20 protein-coding genes are annotated in these 20,457 nt (G+C 69.7%); 17 read left to right on the forward strand and 3 right to left on the reverse strand.

Going from position 1 to position 20,457, the window contains the following annotated elements:
- The first annotated feature begins 10 nt into the window (after nucleotides 1-10).
- The 11 genes from PHA84_RS02360 (at nucleotide 11) to PHA84_RS02410 (ending at nucleotide 10,834) form a co-directional block, all read left to right on the forward strand.
- On the forward strand, nucleotides 11-1,786 hold the full coding sequence (locus PHA84_RS02360) for an LpqB family beta-propeller domain-containing protein (protein ID WP_270886482.1): 1,776 nt from the start codon (nucleotides 11-13) through the stop codon (nucleotides 1,784-1,786).
- 199 nt (nucleotides 1,787-1,985) lie between these two features.
- Nucleotides 1,986-2,156 carry a Flp family type IVb pilin gene (locus PHA84_RS02365; protein WP_270886483.1) on the forward strand — a complete coding sequence of 57 codons (171 nt, stop codon included), beginning with the start codon at nucleotides 1,986-1,988 and terminating at the stop codon, nucleotides 2,154-2,156.
- A 47-nt stretch (nucleotides 2,157-2,203) separates the two neighbouring features.
- Nucleotides 2,204-2,368 (forward strand): Flp family type IVb pilin, encoded by a 165-nt coding sequence (locus PHA84_RS02370; RefSeq protein WP_270886484.1) that lies wholly within the window; start codon nucleotides 2,204-2,206, stop codon nucleotides 2,366-2,368.
- A 64-nt stretch (nucleotides 2,369-2,432) separates the two neighbouring features.
- A complete protein-coding gene (locus PHA84_RS02375) occupies nucleotides 2,433-2,672 on the forward strand; it encodes a Flp family type IVb pilin (protein WP_270886485.1) in 240 nt (79 codons plus the stop codon).
- A gap of 19 nt (nucleotides 2,673-2,691) precedes the next feature.
- Nucleotides 2,692-3,135 carry a TadE/TadG family type IV pilus assembly protein gene (locus PHA84_RS02380; RefSeq protein ID WP_270886486.1) on the forward strand — a complete coding sequence of 148 codons (444 nt, stop codon included), beginning with the start codon at nucleotides 2,692-2,694 and terminating at the stop codon, nucleotides 3,133-3,135.
- Between the two features lie 29 nt (nucleotides 3,136-3,164).
- Nucleotides 3,165-4,511, forward strand: a complete 1,347-nt coding sequence (locus tag PHA84_RS02385; RefSeq protein ID WP_270886487.1) for a TadE/TadG family type IV pilus assembly protein — start codon at nucleotides 3,165-3,167, stop codon at nucleotides 4,509-4,511.
- A gap of 29 nt (nucleotides 4,512-4,540) precedes the next feature.
- A complete protein-coding gene (gene cpaB, locus PHA84_RS02390; protein WP_270886488.1) occupies nucleotides 4,541-5,341 on the forward strand; it encodes a Flp pilus assembly protein CpaB in 801 nt (266 codons plus the stop codon).
- Nucleotides 5,338-6,528, forward strand: a complete 1,191-nt coding sequence (locus PHA84_RS02395; protein WP_270886489.1) for an AAA family ATPase — start codon at nucleotides 5,338-5,340, stop codon at nucleotides 6,526-6,528. The genes cpaB and PHA84_RS02395 overlap by 4 nt, the downstream gene beginning before the upstream one ends.
- Complete coding sequence (locus PHA84_RS02400) at nucleotides 6,525-7,901, forward strand: CpaF family protein (protein WP_270886490.1); 1,377 nt, start codon at nucleotides 6,525-6,527, stop codon at nucleotides 7,899-7,901. Before PHA84_RS02395 ends, PHA84_RS02400 begins: the two co-directional genes overlap by 4 nt.
- The gene (locus PHA84_RS02405; protein ID WP_270886491.1) at nucleotides 7,901-9,913 is read left to right on the forward strand and encodes a type II secretion system F family protein; all 2,013 of its coding nucleotides are present in this window, start codon (nucleotides 7,901-7,903) and stop codon (nucleotides 9,911-9,913) included. Before PHA84_RS02400 ends, PHA84_RS02405 begins: the two co-directional genes overlap by 1 nt.
- A gap of 12 nt (nucleotides 9,914-9,925) precedes the next feature.
- Entirely contained in the window at nucleotides 9,926-10,834 is a 909-nt protein-coding gene (locus PHA84_RS02410; protein ID WP_270886492.1) for a type II secretion system F family protein, read from the forward strand.
- Between the two features lie 111 nt (nucleotides 10,835-10,945).
- On the opposite strand, the gene PHA84_RS02415 is transcribed toward PHA84_RS02410, so the two are convergent.
- Entirely contained in the window at nucleotides 10,946-11,593 is a 648-nt protein-coding gene (locus PHA84_RS02415; RefSeq protein WP_270886493.1) for a response regulator transcription factor, read from the reverse strand.
- Complete coding sequence (locus PHA84_RS02420) at nucleotides 11,590-13,203, reverse strand: sensor histidine kinase (protein WP_270886494.1); 1,614 nt, start codon at nucleotides 13,201-13,203, stop codon at nucleotides 11,590-11,592. Before PHA84_RS02420 ends, PHA84_RS02415 begins: the two co-directional genes overlap by 4 nt.
- Before the next feature lie 273 nt (nucleotides 13,204-13,476).
- On the opposite strand from PHA84_RS02420, the gene PHA84_RS02425 reads away from it, so the two are divergent.
- The 4 genes from PHA84_RS02425 to PHA84_RS02440 all read left to right on the forward strand — a co-directional run bounded on the left by PHA84_RS02425 (nucleotide 13,477) and on the right by PHA84_RS02440 (nucleotide 16,978).
- The gene (locus PHA84_RS02425; RefSeq protein ID WP_270886495.1) at nucleotides 13,477-14,103 is read left to right on the forward strand and encodes a ComF family protein; all 627 of its coding nucleotides are present in this window, start codon (nucleotides 13,477-13,479) and stop codon (nucleotides 14,101-14,103) included.
- Nucleotides 14,104-14,334: 231 nt separating this feature from the next.
- On the forward strand, nucleotides 14,335-14,985 hold the full coding sequence (gene hpf / locus PHA84_RS02430) for a ribosome hibernation-promoting factor, HPF/YfiA family (protein WP_270886496.1): 651 nt from the start codon (nucleotides 14,335-14,337) through the stop codon (nucleotides 14,983-14,985).
- An 86-nt stretch (nucleotides 14,986-15,071) separates the two neighbouring features.
- Nucleotides 15,072-15,776, forward strand: a complete 705-nt coding sequence (locus tag PHA84_RS02435; protein WP_270886497.1) for a response regulator — start codon at nucleotides 15,072-15,074, stop codon at nucleotides 15,774-15,776.
- Complete coding sequence (locus PHA84_RS02440; protein ID WP_270886498.1) at nucleotides 15,773-16,978, forward strand: winged helix-turn-helix domain-containing protein; 1,206 nt, start codon at nucleotides 15,773-15,775, stop codon at nucleotides 16,976-16,978. Before PHA84_RS02435 ends, PHA84_RS02440 begins: the two co-directional genes overlap by 4 nt.
- Here the strand turns inward: PHA84_RS02440 and PHA84_RS02445 are convergent.
- Nucleotides 16,959-18,470 (reverse strand): hypothetical protein, encoded by a 1,512-nt coding sequence (locus PHA84_RS02445; protein ID WP_270886499.1) that lies wholly within the window; start codon nucleotides 18,468-18,470, stop codon nucleotides 16,959-16,961. The two genes, PHA84_RS02440 and PHA84_RS02445, sit on opposite strands and share 20 nt — an antisense overlap.
- Nucleotides 18,471-18,610: 140 nt before the next feature.
- Between PHA84_RS02445 and PHA84_RS02450 the strand changes: the two genes are divergently transcribed.
- Both PHA84_RS02450 and PHA84_RS02455 read left to right on the forward strand, forming a co-directional pair.
- Nucleotides 18,611-20,068, forward strand: a complete 1,458-nt coding sequence (locus PHA84_RS02450; protein ID WP_270886500.1) for an MFS transporter — start codon at nucleotides 18,611-18,613, stop codon at nucleotides 20,066-20,068.
- Between the two features lie 68 nt (nucleotides 20,069-20,136).
- The gene (locus PHA84_RS02455; RefSeq protein ID WP_270886501.1) at nucleotides 20,137-20,427 is read left to right on the forward strand and encodes a GNAT family N-acetyltransferase; all 291 of its coding nucleotides are present in this window, start codon (nucleotides 20,137-20,139) and stop codon (nucleotides 20,425-20,427) included.
- The last annotated feature ends 30 nt before the right edge of the window (nucleotides 20,428-20,457 follow it).

Consider the following 20,457-nt stretch of genomic DNA (forward strand, 5'->3'; position numbering starts at 1 on the left):
TGAGGGTCCGATGAGGGCCCGGTACGCCGCTGTGGCGTCTCTGCTCGCCGCGTCCACGCTGGCCGGTTGCGGCGGCCTGGCGACCTCCGCCCCGATCCAGCCGGGGCTGGACGTGGGATCCGTGCAGGAGAACGAGGTACGGGTGGAGGCCAACCCCGTGGCGCCGGGCTCGTCACCCAGCCAGGTGGTGGCAGGGTTCATCCGGGCGGCGGCAGCCAGCGACGACCAGTACCAGGTGGCTCGCTCGTACCTGGCACCCAAGGCGACCTGGCGACCCGACTCCAGCGTCGTGGTGTTCCGTGACGACTCGGTCCTCAACGTCCGGCAGTCCGGCGAGGGCACGGTCGAGGCCATTGCCAGGGCGACCGCCACGGTCGACGGGAGCGGCCGCTACCAGGAGGTCGGCGGGTCTCCCGCGCAGAAGGCCACCTTCGGCCTCGAGCGAGCCGGCGGCGAGTGGCGGATCAGCAGGGTGCCCGACGGGTTCGGCACGTGGCTGAGCGAGTCGGACTTCAACCGGCTGTACGACCCGTTCCGGATCTACTTCGTCTCCGCCGTCGAGCGCCGGCTGGTGCCCGACGTACGGTGGTTCCCGCTGGGCACCGGGGTCGCCACCCGCCTGGCCCGCGCACTCCTCGCCGGGGTGCCCGACTACCTGCGCGGCGCGGTGCGCACGGACATCCCGGCGGGCGCGAGGCTGGCGGTCGACGCCGTCACCATCGACTCGGGCCTGGCCACGGTGGACCTCAAGGCAGCCCGCCTGAGCAGCGATCCCGGCTCTAGGCAGAACCTGGGCGCACAGTTCTTCGCGACGGTGGGCCAAGCGCCAGGAGTCGACCGCGTGGCGCTCCAGCTCGAGGGTGCCGAGCTGGAGGTGCCCGGGGCTGACAGGTCGCTGGACTCCCTGGCAGCGCTCGGCTTCGGGACGCCTGACGTGGCTGTCGTCAAACCGCTCCTACGGCTGGGCACGAGACTGGTCCCCGTCGCACCGGAGCGGGTCGGCGACCTCGGTGACCCCGGCGAGCGCACCCCCACGGAGCCGTCGTCCGACCTCCCCGAGCTAGCCACGGGGTGGGCCTACCCGGCGTTGTCCGCCGATGGCAGGGAGGTTGCCGCGGTCAGCGGTGACCGTGCCGAGCTCGCGCGCTGGCGTGGCGCCAAGCAGGTCCAGGTCGTGACCCTCGGCTCGCAGCTCACGAGGCCGACGTACGACACCCAGGGGATGGTGTGGGTGGGCGGTCAGGACGCCGGTGGCGGTGCGGCGAGGCTCTGGGTGGTCAATGCGGCTGCGGACCCGGCCGACCCGACCAGGGCCAAGCCCCAGCCCGTGGCAGCGCCCTGGCTCGCGGGTCGGACAGTGGTCAGCGTCCGGCTCGCGCCGGAAGGTCAGCGGGTCGCCGTCATGACGACCAGCCGGGCCGGGACGGACCCCCGGCTCGACGTCGCCGGGGTGGTTCGCCAGGCCAACGGTGTCCCGACGGCGCTGTCCGGACGGTTGACGCTGGCCCCGTCCCTGTCCTTGATGCGGGACGCGGTCTGGGTGGACGATGCGACGCTCGCCGTGCTCGGCCGCAAGACCACCTCGCAGGTCATCCGGCCGTGGTTCGTTCCGCTGGGCGGCGAGATCACGGCGGGGCCGGGAGTCGTTGGGGCACAGTCGATCTCGACCATCAACGCGGAACGGGGGCTGGTCGTCACCACCGACGGGCAGCAGGTCCTCGTCAGGGCCGGGAACCTCTGGCGCCGCGTCGGCGAGGGCACTGACCTGCTCGTTGCCGGCCGCTGAGGCCCTCGCTCCGCGGAGCCGGCGGCGAGTGTGACGCCAGGAGACCGGTCGTGCACATCGGCCGTTCACCTGATATCCGCGGGTTCGAAAGTCCTACACCGGTGTGGCTTGACGGGGGATTTGGTGGCGTGCCGCGCTTGGAAGGCTATGGGTCGCAGCCAAAACGGTTGTCCTGTCGGTCTTGAAAGGATCCATCGCAATGATCAAGTACGTCGCCAAGTTCCAGTCCCGCCTCGCTCAGGAGGAGGGCGCCACCGCTGTCGAGTACGGCCTCATGGTCGCACTGATCGCGATCGTCATCATCGCCGCGGTCACGCTCCTCGGCACCAACCTCAGCAGCCTGTTCAACCGGATCGCCGGCAGCGTCTGAGCCGGTCCCGGCTCAGGACAGTCCACGCGAGACGAAAGGAAGAGCTCATGTCGAAGGTCATGGCACGAGTGCGCTGGTCCGACGAGGACGGTGCTACGGCGGTTGAGTACGGACTGATGGTCGCGCTCATCGCGATCGTCATCATCGCTGCGGTGACCCTCCTGGGTACCAACCTCAGCAGCCTGTTCAACAGCATCGCCGGAAGCGTCTGAGTCAGCCACAACCGCAGTAACCGCACCGACGGGTCGCCCCGCCGGGCAGAGAGGAAGCGTTGTCGTGAGAAGTCTCGAGAAGTCGAAGAACTGGGCTCTTCGGGGCGTTGGCATCGCCATCCTCAGCGCATGCTCGGTGCGCGGCGGTCGCGGTCGTCCCGGGGCATCCCGGGACGACCGCGGCGCCACTGCGGTCGAGTACTGCATCATGGTCGCCTTCATCGCGCTCGTGATCATCGCGTCGGTGACGGTCTTCGGCCAGAACGTCATCCGCTTGTTCCAAGTGCCCTCAAGTGCCCTCTGAGACAGTGCCCTCTGAGACGATGACCGCCCCCCGAAGGACGATGCGCGAGCGCGGAGCCGCAGCCGTCGAGATGGCCCTGGTGCTGCCCGTCCTGCTCCTGGTCCTCGGCGGGATCATCGACCTCGGGCGCATGTACCTGGGCGAGATCATCGTGACGAACGCCGCGAGGGACGCCGCCAGGATGGCGGGCTTCCAGACCTATACCGCTTCACAGGTGCAGACCCGTGGCGTGCAGTCGGCCTCAGGGGTCAACCCATTCGTCACCACGTCGACGCCGACGACGTCCACACCCACGGCCTGCGCGCTCTACGGCACGGAGACCACCACCACGACCAGCGTCACCGTGACCGCCCCCGGGTTCAGCTGGTTGGTGCTCAACGTCGTACCCAGTCTGTTCGGCGGCACCATTGCCGCCCCCACCATCGCGTCCACTGCCACCGTGCAGTGCACCCCCACAAGCTAGGACGAGCTGACATGCAGGGATTCCGTGTCATGACCCGTCTCGCTCGACTCACCCCGGCGAGCCTGTCACGCGAGCGGGGTGCCGTAGCCACGATCGTCGCCGTCCTTTTCGGGGGCGGTGTGCTCTTCGGCTTCGTCGCCCTGTCGATCGACGTCGGCTCGATCATGTTCGAACGGCGGCAGCTGCAGAATGGCGCGGACTCGGGCGCCGTAGCGCTGGCCCGGGCCTGCGCCTCCAGTGCTGCCGCGTGCGCTGCCAGTACCGGCACGGTGACCAACAGCACGCTGACGCGGCTCAACAACGTGAACAACAACAAGGACAGCCTCGGTGGCCTGGACCCCGCGTACCCCAACCCTTCGGGCGGTCTCGTCGGGCTGTGCGCGAGCTCCTCGAGCTTAGGCCTGGCGGCGTGTCCCGCGCCGAGCAGTGCGATCACCGACTGCAGCCCGGTCCCCACCGACTGGGTCACGAACGGTGTCCCCTACGTCGAGGTCCACACCATGACGAAAGAGGCTGGGGCCAACCCGACGATCCTGCCCAACCAGATCTCGCGCATGGTGGTCGGCGGCAACACCGGCGAGTCCGTGAAGGCCTGTGCGCGGGCAGGATGGGGCTCGCCCGGGTCAGGCGGTGGCTCCCTGCCGCTCACCGTCTCGGGCTGCGACTGGATGCACGCCACCGGCGGCAATGCCGGGGGCGGTGGGGGTGCCTACTACGCCAGCCCCGTCTACACCGCTGCCTCGCCGAAGGGCTACGGGGGCGCAGGCCAGCCGGCCTGGCCCGCCGCGGCCGCGACTCCGCCGGCACAGAACCCCGGAGGCGAGGTCATCCTCATGCTCCAGTCGACTTCGTCCGGTGGCAGCCATATCACGCCTACGTCGTGCCCGTCGTGGTCGGGCCATGCGTTGCCGGGAGGCTTCGGCATGCTCGAGACCGTGTCCAGCAGCAGCTGCCTGACGAAGGAGTTCAGCTTCAACTGGGTGCACACGAGCACGGGGCAGAACACCGCGTGTGACCTGAGCGCCTACGTGGGCAAGGTCGTCGCCTTTCCGGTCTTCGACTGCACGGCGCTATCTCTACCTACGACCTCCGCCATCCCGCCACCGGGGGGGAACTGCACCGAGGCCAACGGGAACAACGCCTACTTCCACCGCCAGGGCGTGGCGCTGTTCTACCTGAGCGGCTACGCGGTCAATGTCACGGGATCGGCCACCAACAAGGTGAAGAGCCTGGTCAGCAACACTTTTCCGTGCTCAGGTGGGGACTCGTGCATCTCCGGGTGGTTCGTCTCGGGCGAGCTCCAGAGCGGAAACATCACCGGGCCGCCAAGCGGCGGCGGCTACTTCGGTGCCATCGCCGTGGTTGCAGCCGGCTGACCCACGCAATACGACAAGGAAAAGAAACCATGGGACGCAGAGTTCTCGCCATCTTCGCCGCAGCCGTCATCGCCCTCGTCGGCGTCGTGTCGGTGCTGCTGTACGCCCGGGGCGCCGACGCCCGAGCGGTCTCGGCCAACCAGCCGACGACGGTGTACGTCAGCACGAAGCCCATCGCGGCCAGCACGATGCTGAAGGACGCTGTTCGTACGGGGCAGCTCGTCAAGACAGCGGTCCCCGCCAAGGGTGCGCCGGCCGGAGTGCTCTCCGAGGTCAACGCGGAGAACAGCTCCTTGGTGGCCGTGACCGACATCGCGCCGGGCGAGTACGTGCTCGCCTCGCGCTTCGGCTCGACCCCGCAGGGGACCAAGGCGATCGAGGTGCCGCAGGGCAAGGTAGCCGTTGCGGTCCAGCTCAGCGACCCCGCGCGTGTCGGCAGCTTCGTGACGCCGGGTACCCACATTGCGATCTTCGACTCCTACAAGATCAAGGCCCTCGGCGACTCCAAGCAGGCGAAGGAGCTCAACGACGGCGACATCAAGGGCACCAGCCTGCTGCTTGACGACGTCCTCGTCATCGGCATGGGCAGCAGCGCCCTCAACCCGGGCGGCCAGCAGGCGCCGGCAGGCTCCAAGGAGGTTCCCGCGCCGCAGTCGGCTCCGAGCTTCCTCGTCACCGTGGCCGTGACACCGACGGAGTCTGCACGGCTTGTCCATGCGATTGCCACCGGCAGCCTTTACGCCGTCCTCCGCAGCTCCGACCTCAAGATGGCCGGCACGCCCCTGGTGACCGACCTGAACCTCTTCGACCTCTCGGCGGTGGGCAAGTGACGCTTCTCTGGGACAACGACCCCACGTCGGGTGACCGGTACGCCTTCGCTCTGGGCGGTGACATCAGCCCGGTGGAGAACCTCGCCGCCGCCGCGCGGAGCCTGCAGGAGTCGGCAGACCCGCTGATGGTGATCGGGCCGGACATCGACATGCAGTCCGCCTGCGACCTCTCCGAGCTTGCGCGAGTGGAGCGGCCCGAGCTGGGCGTCATCCTCCTGCGTCGCCGCGTGGATGTGGCAGTGCTCGGCCAAGCCCTTCGAGCCGGCATCCGCGAGGTCCTGACGGCCGACGACCTGACCGGGTTGGCCGAGGGAGTCCGCCGGAGCCTGGAGCTGTCGGCAAAGGTCGCCGGTCACGTGACCGAGGGAGGGACAGCAGAGGGGCGTATCGTGACGGTCTTCTCCGCCAAGGGAGGCGTGGGCAAGACCACCTTCTCCACCAACCTCGGTGCCTACCTGGCCTCTCAAGGCTCCAAGGTGCTCCTCATGGACCTCGACCTGGCCTTCGGCGACGTCGCCATCAGCCTCCAGCTGCTCCCGCAGAACTCGATGTCGGACCTGATCGCCATGGGCGGGCACGTCGACGCGCAAGGTCTGTCCTCGATCGTCACCAAGCACGAGAGCGGGCTCGACGTCGCCGCGGCGCCATCGGAGCCAAGTGACGCAGACCGGATCCCCGGCGCCCTGGTGGGCGAGGCCCTTCGCGTGGCGCGACGTCACTACGACTACGTGGTGGTCGACACCCCTCCGGCCTTCACGGAGCACGTCCTGGCCGCCTTCGATGTCAGCGACCTCCTCATCCTCATCGCGACGCTTGACATCCCCGCGGTGAAGAACCTCCGGCTCAGCCTGGACACGCTCGACCTCCTGGGCAACCCCCGGGAGAGCCGGGTGGTCGTCCTGAACCGGTCGGACGCGAAGGTAGGCCTGCGGTCCGAGGACGTCGTGGCCGCCATCCGCCAGGACATCGCCGTCATGGTTCCCAGCAGCCCGGCGGTCCCGGCATCGATCAACCGCGGCGTCCCGATCGTCCTTGACGAGCCGAAACATCCGGTGAGCGGAGCGTTGCGCGAGCTCGCGGACCGCTTCGTGAAGGTTCAAGCCAACTCGGGGGCTCCTCGGGGCACTGAGCAGGCGCAGCCGGCCAAGCGGGAACGGTGGAGCCTTGCCCGAGGAGGTAAGCGATGAGTCTCGCCGACCGGCTGGACAGTGTCCGCCGACAGCAGCAGGCGGCCGCCGCCCCCCAGCAGCAGCGGAGCCCCAGTGCCCCCCAGGAGCGGCAACGGATCGTCGACCCGTTCGCGACGGTCAAGGCGAGCGTCCACCAGGCGCTGCTCGACTCGTTGGGCCCCCAGCTGTACGACCCGCATCTGGACCAGACGGAGCTGGAGACGCGGGTCCGGCACACCCTGCAGGAGGTCATCGACTCCGAGGAGACGCCACTCTCTCATTCCGACCGCACTCGCATCGCGCAGGAGATCTCGGACGAGATTCTCGGCCACGGTCCGCTGGAGCCCCTGCTCCGTGACAGCGAGATCAGCGAGATCATGGTCAACGGCGCCGACATGATCTATGTCGAGCGTGCGGGCAAGCTCTACCCGGTCGAGACGCGGTTCTCCTCAGAAGCGCACCTGCGGCGCACGATCGACAAGATCGTGGGACGAGTCGGACGTCGCGTCGACGAGTCCAGCCCACTCGTGGACGCACGGCTGCCCGACGGTTCCCGAGTCAACGCCGTCATCCCGCCCATCGCGCTCGACGGTGCGATGCTCACCATCCGCAAGTTCTCGACCGACCCCTTCACCGACCGGGACCTGATCGCCTTCGGTACCTTCAGCCCCCGTGTTCGCGACTTCCTCATCGCCTGCGTCAAGGGTCGCAGGAACATCGTGATCTCGGGTGGCACCGGCTCGGGAAAGACGACTCTCCTCAACGTCATCTCGAGCTTCATCCCCGACGACGAGCGGATCGTGACCATCGAGGACGCCGCGGAGCTCCAGCTGAAGCAGGACCACGTTCTGCGACTGGAGTCGCGTCCGTCGAACATCGAGGGCAAGGGCGCAATCCCGATCCGGGAGCTGGTCAAGAACTCCCTGCGAATGCGCCCCGACCGCATCGTCGTCGGCGAGATCCGCGACGGCGCGGCGCTCGACATGCTCCAGGCCATGAACACCGGTCACGACGGCTCCATCACCACCGTGCACGCCAACAGCCCTCGCGACAGCCTGTCCCGCCTCGAGACCCTGGTCCTCATGGCCGGCGTCGACCTACCGGTGCGGGCCATCCGGGAGCAGGTGTCGGGGGCGGTGGACCTGGTCATCCAGCAGGCGCGTCTGAAGGACGGTTCCCGCCGGATCACCGCCATCAGCGAGGTGGCAGGCATGGAGAGCGACGTCATCACCATGCAGGACCTGTTCACCTTCGACTTCGGCGCGGGGCGGGACGAGCAGGGGAGGTTCCGCGGCTCGCTGGTCAGCACCGGGCTGCGCCCCAAGTTCTCCCAGGAGCTGGTGGACCAGGGCATCGTCCTGCCGCCGGACATGTTCATCCGAGGAATGTGATGAGCCGGAAGCTTCGTGATCCACGCCTCGGTCGGGCTCCTGCGGTCCTCGCCGTCCTGCTATGCGTGCTCGGCGCTCTCACGGGCGTCCTGCTCACTCCTGTGACCGCCGGCGCTTCCCAGCCGCCCGTCGAGGCGACGCTGAGCGCTGTCCGTGCCACCAAGGGAAGCGTCACCGGTGTCCTCACCGTGCGGGAGGGCGGGTCACCGGTCGAGGTGAGTGCGGACACGGTGCGCAGCTCGGTGGGTGCCGTGGCGTCCCCGATCACGGTGTCCTCCGTCAACCGCACCAAGCGCGCCACCATGCTTGTCGTGGACACCAGTGGCTCCATGGGTGCCCAGGGGATGGCTACGGTCCGCCAGTCGGTCAAGGCATTCCTGGCAGATGCACCGAAGGACGTGGCGGTCGGCCTGATCTCCTTCGCCGGAACCGCAGGCGTGGACGTCGCACCGACAGCGAACCGCTCCAAGATCCAGGCTGCCGTCAACGGCTTGGTGGCGCGCGGCGAGACGACGCTCTACGACGCCGTGGCGCTGGCTGGTCCCGCCATGGCGGGTTATCAGGACCGAAGCGTCGTGCTGCTGAGCGATGGGGGAGACACCCGCAGCGCCACGGCGACCCGGGCCAGCGCTACTGCCTCGCTGACGCGCTACTCCGTGCGCGCAGAGGTCGTCGGCTTCAATACCGCGGACAGCGACAACGCCGTGCTGCAGGGCTTCGCCAAGGCGGGCGGCGGCAGCGTCGCGGCGGCGGGTAACGAGGCCGCGGTCAAGGCAGCGTTCGAGGACGCCGCGAAGACGCTCGACGCGCAGTCCTCGTTCACCATCACCACGGATGGGTCCAAGGTCGGCGTTCAGACTGTCGTCGTGACCGGCACGGCGGGCGGGGCGCCGTTCACCGCTCGGGCCACCGTTGACCTGGGCGCCTCCGCTGCCCCCGTCCCCACTCCATCGTCGAGCACTCCGGCGAACGTCGCCTCCGATGAGCCGGCGGCCTCCGACCCACTCGCAGCGCCCAAGGGGCTGAACCCTGTGGTTCTGGTCGCGATGGGCGCAGTCGCCCTCGGTCTGCTGCTGCTTGTCGCTGCTCTCGCGGCTCCCAGCTTCCGGTCTGCGAGGAGCCAGCGCGTCAGCTCGATCGAGCGCTACGTGACACCTGGCGTCACCATGTCGACGGACACCGCGGCAGTCACGGCGAGCTCGATCAGCAGCAGCCTGATCGACGTCGGAGAGCGGATCATGGAAGGGCGTGAGTCGACCGGGAAGACCATGGCGCTGATCGAGCGAGCGGACCTGCCGCTGCGCGCTGGTGAGTGGTGGGTACTGCGCCTGGTCGCTCTGGTCCTCGGCGTCACCGGCGGCGTGGTCCTGTTCAGCGGCGGAGTCGTCAAGACGATCTTCGCCCTGGTGCTCGGGACGATCGTGGGCTGGCTCCTGCCGGCCGTCGTGCTGCGGTTCCTCGCCAAGCGCAGGGCCAAGAAGTTCGAGTCGCAGCTGCCGGACGTGCTCACCCTCGTGGCGAGCAGCCTCAGCACCGGCTTCTCATTGCTCCAGGCCCTCGACGCGGTCGCCAAGGACGCCGCCGACCCAGCCGCCAAGGAGTTCAGCCGTGCGCTCGCCGAGACGCGGATCGGAGCCGATGTGGGCGACGCCCTGGACCACATGTCCGGCCGGATGCAGAGCGACAACATGAAGTGGACGGGTATGGCGATCCGAATCCAGCGCGAGGTCGGCGGCAACCTGGCCGAGACGTTGCGCACGACTGCCAAGACTCTTCGCGAACGCGAGGAGCTGGCCCGGCACGTTCGTGCTCTGTCAGCGGAGGGCCGCCTATCGGCCTACATCCTGATCGCGCTCCCCATCGGCATCTTCTTCTACACCATGAAGACGAACCACGACTACGTGCAGCTGCTGTGGACGCGTCCCCTTGGTCTGGCGATGCTCGCCGGCGGCATCATCTCCCTGGGCCTGGGCATGGCCTGGATGCGCAAAGTCGTGGACGTCAAGGTCTGAGGTGGCTGAGGCATGTTGATCTTCTCGCTCATTGCGATCTCACTGGCGTTGGTGACGCTCGTCATCGCCGTCGCGTGGGGCGCCGGTGAGGCCACTGGCGTGGCCCGCTCGCTGGCCCTGATCGAACGGCAGGTGGACACTCGCGAGGTGGGCCGCGCTGACCTACCCGCCATGGAGCGGCTGTTCGTCCCGCTCATGGCGAGGACCAGAGGACTGGCCTACCGGCTCTCGCCCAGCGGATCCTCGGAGCGGATGACGCGGCGGCTGGACCTCGCCGGGAACCCGGGGAACTGGACCGCGGAGCGGATCATGGGGGCCAAGGGCGGCCTGCTGCTCATGGTGGCGGCCGTAGGACTGCTCTTCGGTGGTATCGGGCTCAGAGGACTGCTCTTCGCAGTCGTGGGGGCGGTCGTCGGGTTCTTCCTCCCGGACCTCCTCCTGATGAACCTCGGCATGAAGCGCCAGGAGGAGCTGCGCCTCGGGCTGGCCGACGCTCTCGACATGCTGACGGTCTGCGTCGAGGCGGGACAGGGCTTCGACGCTGCGCTCCTCCAGGTTGCGCGAAGCGTGACCGGCCCCATCGCCGGCGAGTTCGCCCGCATCCTCTCAGAGATCCAGATCGGCAAGAGCCGTGGTCAGGCCTTCGCCTCGCTGTCCGAGCGCACGACCGTCCCGGAGGCCAAGAACTTCGTGAGCGCCCTCGTCCAGGCCGACCGGCTCGGTCTGCCCATCGGAAACGTCCTCCGTGAGCAGTCGAACCAGATGCGGCTCGTACGGCGTCAGCGTGCAGAGGAGAAGGCTCAGAAGGTGCCGGTCAAGATCCTCTTCCCGATGCTGCTGTGCATCTTCCCGGCGTTGTTCATCGTCATCATCGGCCCGGGTGCCATCCGGATGATCGACACCTTCAGCGGGCTCCACTAAGGGTCGGCCCGCACGGCAAGGGGGCCTGCGGCGGTCTTGCATCACCCAGCGCCTCTCGCGGACCTTGCCTTGCCTGCCGGGTGCACCTCGGCCCGGCAAGGCCCACCCGTGCTATCGGGCCTGACCGACCGACCCGGCCTTGACGAGTCCCAGCCGCAACGCCGCCATCACCGCGGAGGCGCGGTTGTGGGCCCCGAGCTTCTCGTACACCTTCGACACGTGCGTCTTCACGGTGGACTCGCTCATGTACAGACGCTTGGCGACCGCCGCGATGGAGTCGCCGGCGACCAGCCTGTCGAGCACCTCCGCCTCCCGCGGCGTCAGCTTCGGCTTGTCGCTGGAGTCCCTGCGGCGCAGGGCCTCCGCCAACCCCGTCGCCATGAAGGCGTCGGGGGCGACGGCGGCACGACGCACCGCCGCGATCACCTCGTCAGACGGGGCGGACTTGAGCACCAGGGCGGACGCACCCAGGTCGAGTGCCTCCAGGAGGGTCTCGTCGTCGTTGTGCATGGTCAGCACGACGATCCCCAGACGCGGGGACGCCTCCCTGGCGGCGCGGGCGAGCACCAGCCCGGAGCCGTCCGGCATGGAGACGTCCACGACGAGGACGTGGATGAGGGTCTGCGCGAGGACGGCCTTCCCCTCGGCGATCCCGCCTGCCTGACCGACCACCGCCAGGTCCGGCTCGCTGTCGATCATCCGGCATACGGCTTCGCGGACCAGGGTGTGGTCGTCGATCACCACGACGTTGATAGTCATGACGGTTGCGGGATCCTTTCGTTGGAGAGCGTGGCGGAGGGGGCGGCTCCGCGGGCGCGCAGGCGCATGCGAAGCGCGACCCCCTGGCCGGCGTACGGCTCGACGGAGATCTCACCACCCAGCGTCGTGAGCGGGTGGCTGCTGAAGTCACGGGGACCCAAGGCGCTGGTGCCGTCGTGGGCCACCCACATCTCCACGCGAGGCGCGGCGACGTTGAGCTTCACCTCGACGGTGGCGGCGTTGAAGGAGTGGCGGGCGTCGGCCAGCACCTGGAGGAAGAGGCGGTAGATCAGCACCTCGGTGTGGGCGGGCAGGCGGAAGCCCGTCTCGCTCAGGTCGATGCGGGTGGTCACCCCCGACGTGGAGCCGAAGTGCTGCAGCCGGGCCCCGATCAGGGCTCCGAGCCCTGTGTCGGGACGGACGGCGATGCGCAGGTCCGCGATGTGGAGCCGAAGGTCCGCCAGCACTCTCGACATCTCGGTCCGCAGTGCGTCGAGGTCCTCGGCCAAGGGGGAGCCCTGGTTGCGGGCCGTGCGGCGCAGTGAGTCGATGCCGAACCCCAGGGCGACCATCTCCTGCGCGATGCCGTCGTGCATCTCGCGGGCCAGGCGCTCCCGCTCCTCCAGTCCGGCCCGCTCGCGCAGTCCCGCGAACAGCACCGAGAGGTCGAGGTTGGCGGCGTGGCGGGCAGCCACCTCCGTGGCCGCTGCAAGGTTCTGGGCGCTGAAGGGAGTGACGAGCGGCCGGTCCGCCACGAGCAGCCCGAACCGGTCACCTCTGTTGTCCTTCAGGGGTACGACGATCACGGAACGGGCGACGAGGTCGTCGGTCCACTCGGCCAAGGTGGGCACGCCCTCGGACCACGTCGTTGCCAGGACGGAGCCCTGCTCCATGGGATCCGGCCACGGTGTCCGGTCCGCGCCCCGGATCGCGAGGGGGACCGCCGGGTCGGACCCGAACCCGACGAGCACGGCGCTGCGCGCGGAACGCATCTCTCCTGCGAGGTCCTGCAGCGCCATCTCGGCCGACGCCGGAGCGTCGAAGCCCGTGTCGAGAGTGTCCGCGAGCTCGTGCAGCCGGCGCAGCAGGGCGCCTGCCTCGGCCGCGTTGTTGGGGTCCGTGGACGAGGGCTCACCCTCCATCCGGTGGGACCAGGCGCCCAGCAGCCCCATGACCAGGGCCAGCAGCGCTCCGACGAGGATCCGCTGGCGCTCTCCCTCGCTGAGGCGTCCGAGCCACCACGCCACCGGCACCGCAGTGCCGAGCCCGACGGCGAAGGCCAGCAGTGCGCCACGACGCGCGAAGCGCAAGCCTGCATGGAAGGCGGGGATGAGCAGCAGACCCTTGGAGGAGGAGCCGGAATACCCCATGGCCACTCCGGCCACGAGACAGTTGGCGGCCAGGACGGCTAGCAGCTGGCGACGTTGGACGGCCCGGTTGTCATGCCCGACGTACTCGACGGCCGAGGCGGACAGGTCGAGGGTGACCACCAGGAGGATCCAGGGCAGCCCCGTGATGAGCTCCCCTTCGAGCGCCGCGAACATCGCCACGACGACTGCGAAGCCCAGCCGAAGACGAGTGGAGAGGGCAGGGCGAGGCAGCCACCGCATACTCGCCTCCCGTCTCTTACCCCGGCGCCCAGCGGTTGCTCCACAGGCCAAGGCCCAGAGTAGTCGTGTCCACCCGTTCCTGGCTCGTTATCGCAGTCAACATGCCGAGCCGGCAACATGAGCCTGATGACGTTCAGCAGCCCCGCCTTGACCGCGCTCGTTGAGCTGGTTCTGCCGGGTGCCTGCGCGGCCTGCGGGGTCCCTGGTGCGCCCGTGTGTGGGTCCTGTCACCGTACGGTCGCCGGGTGCCTCTGGTCAGACGGGCCGGCCCTCGTGAGCCCCGACCCGCGCCCGGCCGGCCTTCCCGCGGTGTACGCGGCGGGCCGGTACGAAGGCCCCCTGGCCCGGTTGCTCACTGCCTACAAGGACGAGGACCGCCGGGACTGCGCCGGGCTGCTGGCAGACCGGCTGGGCGAGGCCCTCGACGCCGCCCTGGCCCGCAGTCCTCATGCCTGCCGCCTGATGGCGGATGGTCACCGGCCGCTGCTGCTGGTCCCCGTTCCGTCGTCGGCGGCGGCGCGCCGACGCAGGGGTGACGCGCCGCTGACCTCGCTGGCTCGCCAAGCGGCTAAGGGCTTCGCCCCGACGGAGCTGGTGTGCGCCGACGTGCTGCGCCCACGCCGCCGGGTGGCCGACCAGGCGGGGCTGGGGGCAGCCGAACGCAAGGCGAACCTCGAGCACTCGATGGAGGTCCGGCGCCGCTGCGCGGAGACGGTGCGCGGTCGGCTGTGCGTCGTCGTCGACGACGTCCTCACCACCGGGGCGACCCTCGTCGAGGCCGCTCGTGCATTGCTGCAGGCCGGTGCGACCGGCGTGCTCGCAGCGACGATCTGTGCGACCCAGCGGCGTCATCCGGCTCGCGGCGAGACCGAGGGTCAAGACTCGCCAGCCTGCTCGTAAACGTTGCGCCAGCCCGCCTGTCGCAATCGTCTGGTGTGGTCTACCGTCTGGGTATGGCCCCCCTGGCCCTCGTGGAGACCACGAAATCAGGGCGCCCCGGACGCGGTCCGTCTGGCGCTCGGCGGCAGGGAGCGAAGAGGGTCCAACCGCTCCGGCGGGGGTGGTGCCGCGGTTGATCCGGGCTGCGCCGCGCCCGACTCTCACATTCGCCGTAACCATGGAGGGACCACCGTGGAGATTGTCGTCACCGGACGCCACACCCAGGTATCTGACCGATTTCGTGACCGCCTCGACGAGAAGCTGGCGAAGATCCCGCAGCTTGCTCCGCGCGTGCAGCGCGTCGATGTCGTCGTGAGCCACGAGCCCAACAAGCGGCAGGCCAAGGCCTGCGAACGGGTCGAGATCACCTGTCATGTGAAGGGCCCAACCGTGCGGGCCGAGGCATGTCTCGACGACAAGTACGCAGCGCTCGACGTGGCGATGGACAAGCTGATGGAGCGGCTCAGGCGGGCGCAGGACCGCAAGCGGGTGCATCGGGGCCGCCATGCGCCCGAGTCCGTGGCCCGGGCCACGGCCCGCATCGACTCCCTCGACGGTGTGCCCCAGCAGGACCACGTGCACGACGGAGAGGGCGATGGCGACCCGTTCGGCACGCAGGGGAACTCTCCCGTGGAGATCCGCGAGAAGGTGCACGCCACCACACCCATGGCCCTCGACCAGGCCGTCCGTGAGATGGAGCTGGTCGGCCACGACTTCTACCTGTACCACGACGAGGACACCGACAAGCCGAGCGTCGTCTACCGCCGCCGGGGGTGGTCCTACGGGGTCATCCACCTCGAGGTGTCGACCGAGGAGTCGGAGGACGTCCAGAAGGTCTCCTGACCAGCGGACACGACCGACGGCGTCTCATCTGGCGGCCTAGGGCCATTCCGAGGGGCGCCGTCGGCCGGTCGTGGCAGGATGGCCCGGTGAGCACCAGCGAGCTCGACGAGCAGGTGGACGCGGGGGACCGCATCCGAGTGGTCATCGCGGACGACCACGTGCTCTACCGGCGCGGCCTGCAGATGGTGGTGTCCCAGGAGGACGACATCGACATCGTGGGGGAGGCGGGCGACGGCAAGGAGGCGGTCGACCGTACCGTCGAGCTGCTTCCCGACGTGGTCCTCATGGACGTCCGGATGCCGCACACCTCGGGGATCGAGGCGTGCCAGACGATCAAGGCGCTGGTGCCCTCGACCAAGATCATCATGCTCACGATGTCGGACGAGGAGTCCGACCTGTACGAGGCGGTGAAGGCGGGCGCCAACGGGTACCTCCTCAAGGACGTCCCCGGCGAGGAGATCGCCGACGGTGTGCGCGCTGTCCATCACGGCGACTCCCTCATCTCGCCGTCGATGGCGTCCAAGCTGCTGGCCGAGTTCGCCCAGCTCAGCCGCCGTCAGGGCGACCGCCCCAGCGTGGTCGGCGCGCCGCGTCTCACGGAGCGAGAGCTCGAGGTGCTGCGCCTCGTGGCGCGGGGACTGGCCAACAAGGAGATTGCGCACCAGCTCTTCATCTCCGAGAACACCGTCAAGAACCACGTCCGGAACATCCTCGAGAAGCTGCAGCTGCACTCGCGGATGGAGGCGGCGATGTACGCCGTCCGGGAGAACCTCCTCGAACCTGGCGAATGACGGAACCCACTCCGGTGCGGCTGAGCCGCGCCCAGGCGCGCCGGATCGCGCTGGCAGCACAGGGGTTCCTCGACCCGCGTCCTGCACCGGGACAGGCGACCATGCGGCACCTCCAGCGCGTCGTCGACCGGGTCCAGGTGGTGCAGATCGACAGCGTCAACGTCCTGACGCGCAGCCACTACCTGCCCTTCTTCTCGCGCCTGGGGCCCTACGACCGCCCTCTCCTGGACCGAGCCCGTGACCGCGCCCCTCGGCGGCTCGTCGAGTACTGGGCGCACGAGGCGAGCCTCATCCCACCCACCACGTGGCCGTTGCTCACCTTCCGGATGCAGCGGGCGCTCTCCGACGCGTGGGGTGGCATGCAGCGGGTCGCCAGGGAGCACCCCGAGCTGGTCGAGGCGGTGCGGGCCGAGGTCGTGTCCCGCGGGCCGCTCACGTCTCGGGAGGTCGAGGCGGCCCTGGAGCACGACCTGCCGCGCCAGCGCGACGAGTGGGGGTGGAACTGGTCCCTGGTGAAGAGTGCCCTGGAGCACCTGTTCTGGGCCGGCCAGATCAGCTCCGCCGGCAGAACCAGCCAGTTCGAGCGACGCTATGCCGCCGTGGACCGCGTCCTACCGCTCGCCGTCGCCACCGCTGCCGACCCGCTGGCGCGGCCCTCCCCCGAGGAGGCGTTCCGTCAGCTCGTGATGCTGGCGGCGCGAGCCCATGGCGTGGGCACCGAGCAGTGCCTGCGCGACTACTACCGGCTCAAGCCGCACCAGTCGCGCCCTGCCGTGGAGGCACTGGTCGCCGAAGGGCGACTGTTGCCCGCGACGATCGAAGGCTCCAACCGCCGTGCCTACCTGCACCCGCAGGCGCGCCGACCGCGGGCCGTGCAGGCCCGCGCGTTGTTGAGCCCCTTCGACTCGCTCATCTGGCAGCGCGACCGGACGGCGATGCTCTTCGGTTTCGACTTCCGGCTCGAGATCTACGTGCCAGCGACCCAGCGGGTGCACGGCTACTACGTCCTGCCCTTCCTCTTCGGCGACCGGCTCGTCGCGCGGTGCGACCTCAAGGCGGACCGGGCGGAGGGTGTCCTCCGGGTGCGGGCCGTGCACTGGGAGCCGTCCGCGCCGCCCGAGGCACGCGATGCCCTCGCGCAGGAGCTGACCTCCATGGCGGGCTGGCTGGGCCTCGCGGAGGTCACTCGGCTGGCGTCCTAGGGGCCACGAGCAGAACGAAGCCCTGCTGGTCGGCCTGACGAGTCCAGTGCCACTGGCCCTCCAGCGCACCGGCGAGGGCGTTGGCCCCCGGCAGGAGCGCGTACCGGGCATGCGTGGCTGCCACAGTGCGCTCCCAGCCGGGTGTGGCGGACAGGGCCGAAACATAGTCGGCGACATAGCTGTGGGCGTACAGCTCGCTGCGACCGTCGATCACCGCCGCCACGTTGGGGTGCTTGTAGAGCAGCCATCCGCCGAGCGCGTAGTCGTTGAAGACGACCGTCCCGCTGGGAAGCCTGGAGAGCGCGGAGTCGAGGTGCGTGGGGACTCCTTCGGGCGCCGAGGAGGTCGCCGAGGCCACGAAGAGGGCCACGACTGCGGCCGAACCGAACCCTCCGGCGACGATCAGTCGGTGCGCGACCGCGGGCACGGGCGTCCGGCGCTCCCTCGGCAGAACACTGTCGACGGCTCCCGCGGCCAGCGGGGCCAGCATCACGGCGCCGAGGGCGACGGTGCGGCCGTAGGTGAGGGCCCAGGCCACAGCGAGGAGCCACACGGCCAGATGCGCCCAGCTGGTCTTCGTCTGCCGTCGCGCCCACACCACTAGGACGACGGCAGCCATAGCGATCGTGGCTGCCAGGTACGGCGACCTCAGGGAGGCCGGCGACCACTCCTCGACGTACTGGGTCGACTTCCCGATCTCCCGCGACGCCAGGAGAAGCCCCGGACCTGCCGGTGTGACCACGCCACCGGCGACGCTCAGCGTGGGGATGCATGCCAGCCTGAGCAGCTCGGGCGGGCGGTATGAGCGGTCGGCGACAAGTCCGCAGACGACCGCTCCGCCGACCATCACCCCGGCGGGCCACAGCCCGTGCGAACAGGACCAGAGGTACGACAGTGGCACCAGCCACCACCGTGGCCTGCCATCGGCGGCTGTCCGCAACCAGGCAGCCGTGGTGACGCCAAGGAGGATGAACGTGACCACCTGTGGACGCGCTGAGACGCTCGCTGACACGCCGAGCCACCCCAGCAGTGTGGCGATGGCAGCGGGGAGGGGGCGGCTGAAGCGACTGCAGCACCAGTAGAGGCTAAGCATGAGCGCGAGAGCCAGCGCGGTCTGTGCGAACGCCACACCGCGCAGGCCCCACAGGTGGTCCGCCGCCGCCAACGCAAGCTCAGGGAGCCACTCGTGCAGCACCCACGGGCGGTTGGCGGCCGGCGGCCACGGCGCCTGACCTGCGAACTGCCATGTGGACCACAGCTGGCGCCCAGCCACGACGTGCCAGAAGGTGTCCGGGTCCTGGATCGGAGTCGCGAGGCGGCGGAGCAGAACCAGGGGTGTCGTCGCGACGATGATGACCGGCACCCACTCCAGCAGGACGGTGCTGAACCGAGCCGTCCCGCGCGGCGAGTCCGGTCGGCTCGCTTCCACGGCTGGTCCGCTCTGGGCATCACGGGCAGGCGCGGTGCTCGCCCGACGCCCGAACCTGGCCATGTGCCCACTGTGAGTGCTTGTCGGGATGGCCGTGTACGAACGCCCACGTCATCGTCCGATCGTCCGAGTGGCAGGAACCGCGCGGCGCTTGATGGGGATCGACCTGTCGCGACGGACTCGATGGCACATACTCTCCGTCCGTGACCGTTCCTGCCACCCCTGTCGCCCGCCGCTCGCACCCTGCGTCGGCGGGGGGCGGCGCCCCACACATCCATCGCGCGTGGTTCGTCGCGGCCGTGGTTCTCGGAGCCCTGGTGGCGGCCGCGGGCTTCCGGTCCTCCACCGGCGCGCTTCTCGTCCCCCTGGAGGAGGAGTTCGGCTGGTCGCGTGCGGTGACCTCGGGGGCCGTCACGGCCAACCTGGTCGTCTACGGGGTCACCGCTCCCTTCGCTGCCGCGCTCATGGAGACCTTCGGTATCCGCCGGGTCGTCACGGGAGCGCTGGTGCTCGTCGCAGCGGGCAGCGGGCTGACCACGGTGATGACCCGGCCCTGGCAGCTGTGGCTGCTGTGGGGCCTGGCGGTCGGCGTCGGCACCGGTGCGATGGCCCTGGTGCTGGGCTCGGTCATCGCCAACCGCTGGTTCGTCGAGGCTCGCCGCGGGCTGGTCACGGGCATCTTCTCCGCCGCCGGGGCGGCGGGACAGCTCGTGTTCCTGCCCGGCATCGCGGCGCTCGCCACTGGACCGGGGTGGCGCTGGGCCGCCCTGGTGGTGACCGGTGCGGCCCTGCTGCTGGTGCCGCTCGTCCTGGTCGTCGTACGGGACCGGCCGGCGGACCTGGGCCTGCTGCCGTACGGCGCGGCTCCCGTTCCCGATGGCACGCTCGCGGGCTCGCCGACGTCGGTGGCATCTCTCGGTCTCACGGGTCCGGCGACGCCGGGGGTGCCGTGGGAAGGGGCGTCCACGAATGGACAGCCGCTGGCGCCGGTCGGCCGCCCACCCGGACCGGCGGGCGTCGCGGTCCGGACCCTGAGGCAGAGCCTGCGGTCGCGGACGTTCTGGATCCTCGTCGGCACGTTCTGGATCTGCGGCTGGTCCACCAACGGCCTCATCGGCACCCACTTCATCCCAGCCGCCCACGACCACGGCATGCCCGAGACCACGGCAGCCGGGCTGCTGGCTCTCATCGGGGTCTTCGACCTGGTGGGGACCATCGCCTCGGGATGGCTGACCGACAAGGTCGACCCCCGGTGGCTGCTCTGTGGCTACTACGGCTTCCGCGGTCTGTCGCTGCTCTTCGTGCCCGCCCTGCTCGGTCCGGACATCCGGCCGAACCTCTTCGTCTTCATCGTGTTCTACGGGCTCGACTGGGTGGCTACCGTTCCGCCCACCATCGCCCTGTGCCGGAGGCACTTCGGCGTGCAGCGCTCGAGCGTCGTGTTCGGGTGGGTCTTCGCCGCACACATGGTGGGCGCCGGGGTGGCGGCCTCGTATGCGGGGTGGGTACGCCAAAGCACCGGGGACTACTTCACGGCGTGGCTGACCGCGGGCGGGCTGTGCCTCTTTGCGGCACTCGCGTGCCTGGCCATCTCCGCGCCGGCCGAGGGTCGGCCGGGGAGCGGCGACAGCGAGAATGCGCAGGTCGCCGCTGTCGCGTGACGGCGACCGCGCCGAGATGACGTAGCAGGTCGTCAGGCACGCGTTGACACGCGTGCTTGGGTGAGCCCATGAGCACCATCGACGTGACCGACAACCCCGCTCTGCACCGCTACGAGGCCCGGGTGGACGGTGACCTGGCCGGCTTCGCCGCCTACCGGTTCAGGGGGGAGCACCAGATCGTCTTCACCCATACCGAGATCGAGGACGCCTTCGGCGGTCAGGGGGTCGGCGGCACGCTCGCGAAGGGTGCGCTCGACGACGTCCGCGCCAAGGGCGAGCGGAAGGTGGTGGCGCTGTGCCCGTTCATCGCGGCTTGGCTGGAGAGACACCCCGCCTACCAGGACCTCGTGGCGGCCTGAGGGCGACCACGGGGCGGTGCCGGGCAGGAG

The sequence above is a fragment of the Pedococcus sp. 5OH_020 genome (genome assembly GCF_027812955.1).
Taxonomy (GTDB): Bacteria; Actinomycetota; Actinomycetes; order Actinomycetales; family Dermatophilaceae; genus Pedococcus.

Excerpts from the sequence above, each read along its gene's own strand:
- PHA84_RS02405 (WP_270886491.1), top strand. The coding sequence starts at position 7,901 with ATGAGCCGGAAGCTTCGTGATCCACGCCTCGGTCGGGCTCCTGCGGTC.
- PHA84_RS02420 (WP_270886494.1), bottom strand. The coding sequence starts at position 13,203 with ATGCGGTGGCTGCCTCGCCCTGCCCTCTCCACTCGTCTTCGGCTGGGC.
- PHA84_RS02360 (WP_270886482.1), top strand. The coding sequence starts at position 11 with ATGAGGGCCCGGTACGCCGCTGTGGCGTCTCTGCTCGCCGCGTCCACG.
- PHA84_RS02370 (WP_270886484.1), top strand. The coding sequence starts at position 2,204 with ATGTCGAAGGTCATGGCACGAGTGCGCTGGTCCGACGAGGACGGTGCT.
- PHA84_RS02380 (WP_270886486.1), top strand. The coding sequence starts at position 2,692 with ATGACCGCCCCCCGAAGGACGATGCGCGAGCGCGGAGCCGCAGCCGTC.
- PHA84_RS02415 (WP_270886493.1), bottom strand. The coding sequence starts at position 11,593 with ATGACTATCAACGTCGTGGTGATCGACGACCACACCCTGGTCCGCGAA.
- PHA84_RS02385 (WP_270886487.1), top strand. The coding sequence starts at position 3,165 with ATGACCCGTCTCGCTCGACTCACCCCGGCGAGCCTGTCACGCGAGCGG.
- PHA84_RS02400 (WP_270886490.1), top strand. The coding sequence starts at position 6,525 with ATGAGTCTCGCCGACCGGCTGGACAGTGTCCGCCGACAGCAGCAGGCG.
- PHA84_RS02365 (WP_270886483.1), top strand. The coding sequence starts at position 1,986 with ATGATCAAGTACGTCGCCAAGTTCCAGTCCCGCCTCGCTCAGGAGGAG.
- PHA84_RS02440 (WP_270886498.1), top strand. The coding sequence starts at position 15,773 with ATGACGGAACCCACTCCGGTGCGGCTGAGCCGCGCCCAGGCGCGCCGG.
- PHA84_RS02455 (WP_270886501.1), top strand. The coding sequence starts at position 20,137 with ATGAGCACCATCGACGTGACCGACAACCCCGCTCTGCACCGCTACGAG.
- PHA84_RS02445 (WP_270886499.1), bottom strand. The coding sequence starts at position 18,470 with ATGGCCAGGTTCGGGCGTCGGGCGAGCACCGCGCCTGCCCGTGATGCC.
- PHA84_RS02410 (WP_270886492.1), top strand. The coding sequence starts at position 9,926 with ATGTTGATCTTCTCGCTCATTGCGATCTCACTGGCGTTGGTGACGCTC.
- cpaB (WP_270886488.1), top strand. The coding sequence starts at position 4,541 with ATGGGACGCAGAGTTCTCGCCATCTTCGCCGCAGCCGTCATCGCCCTC.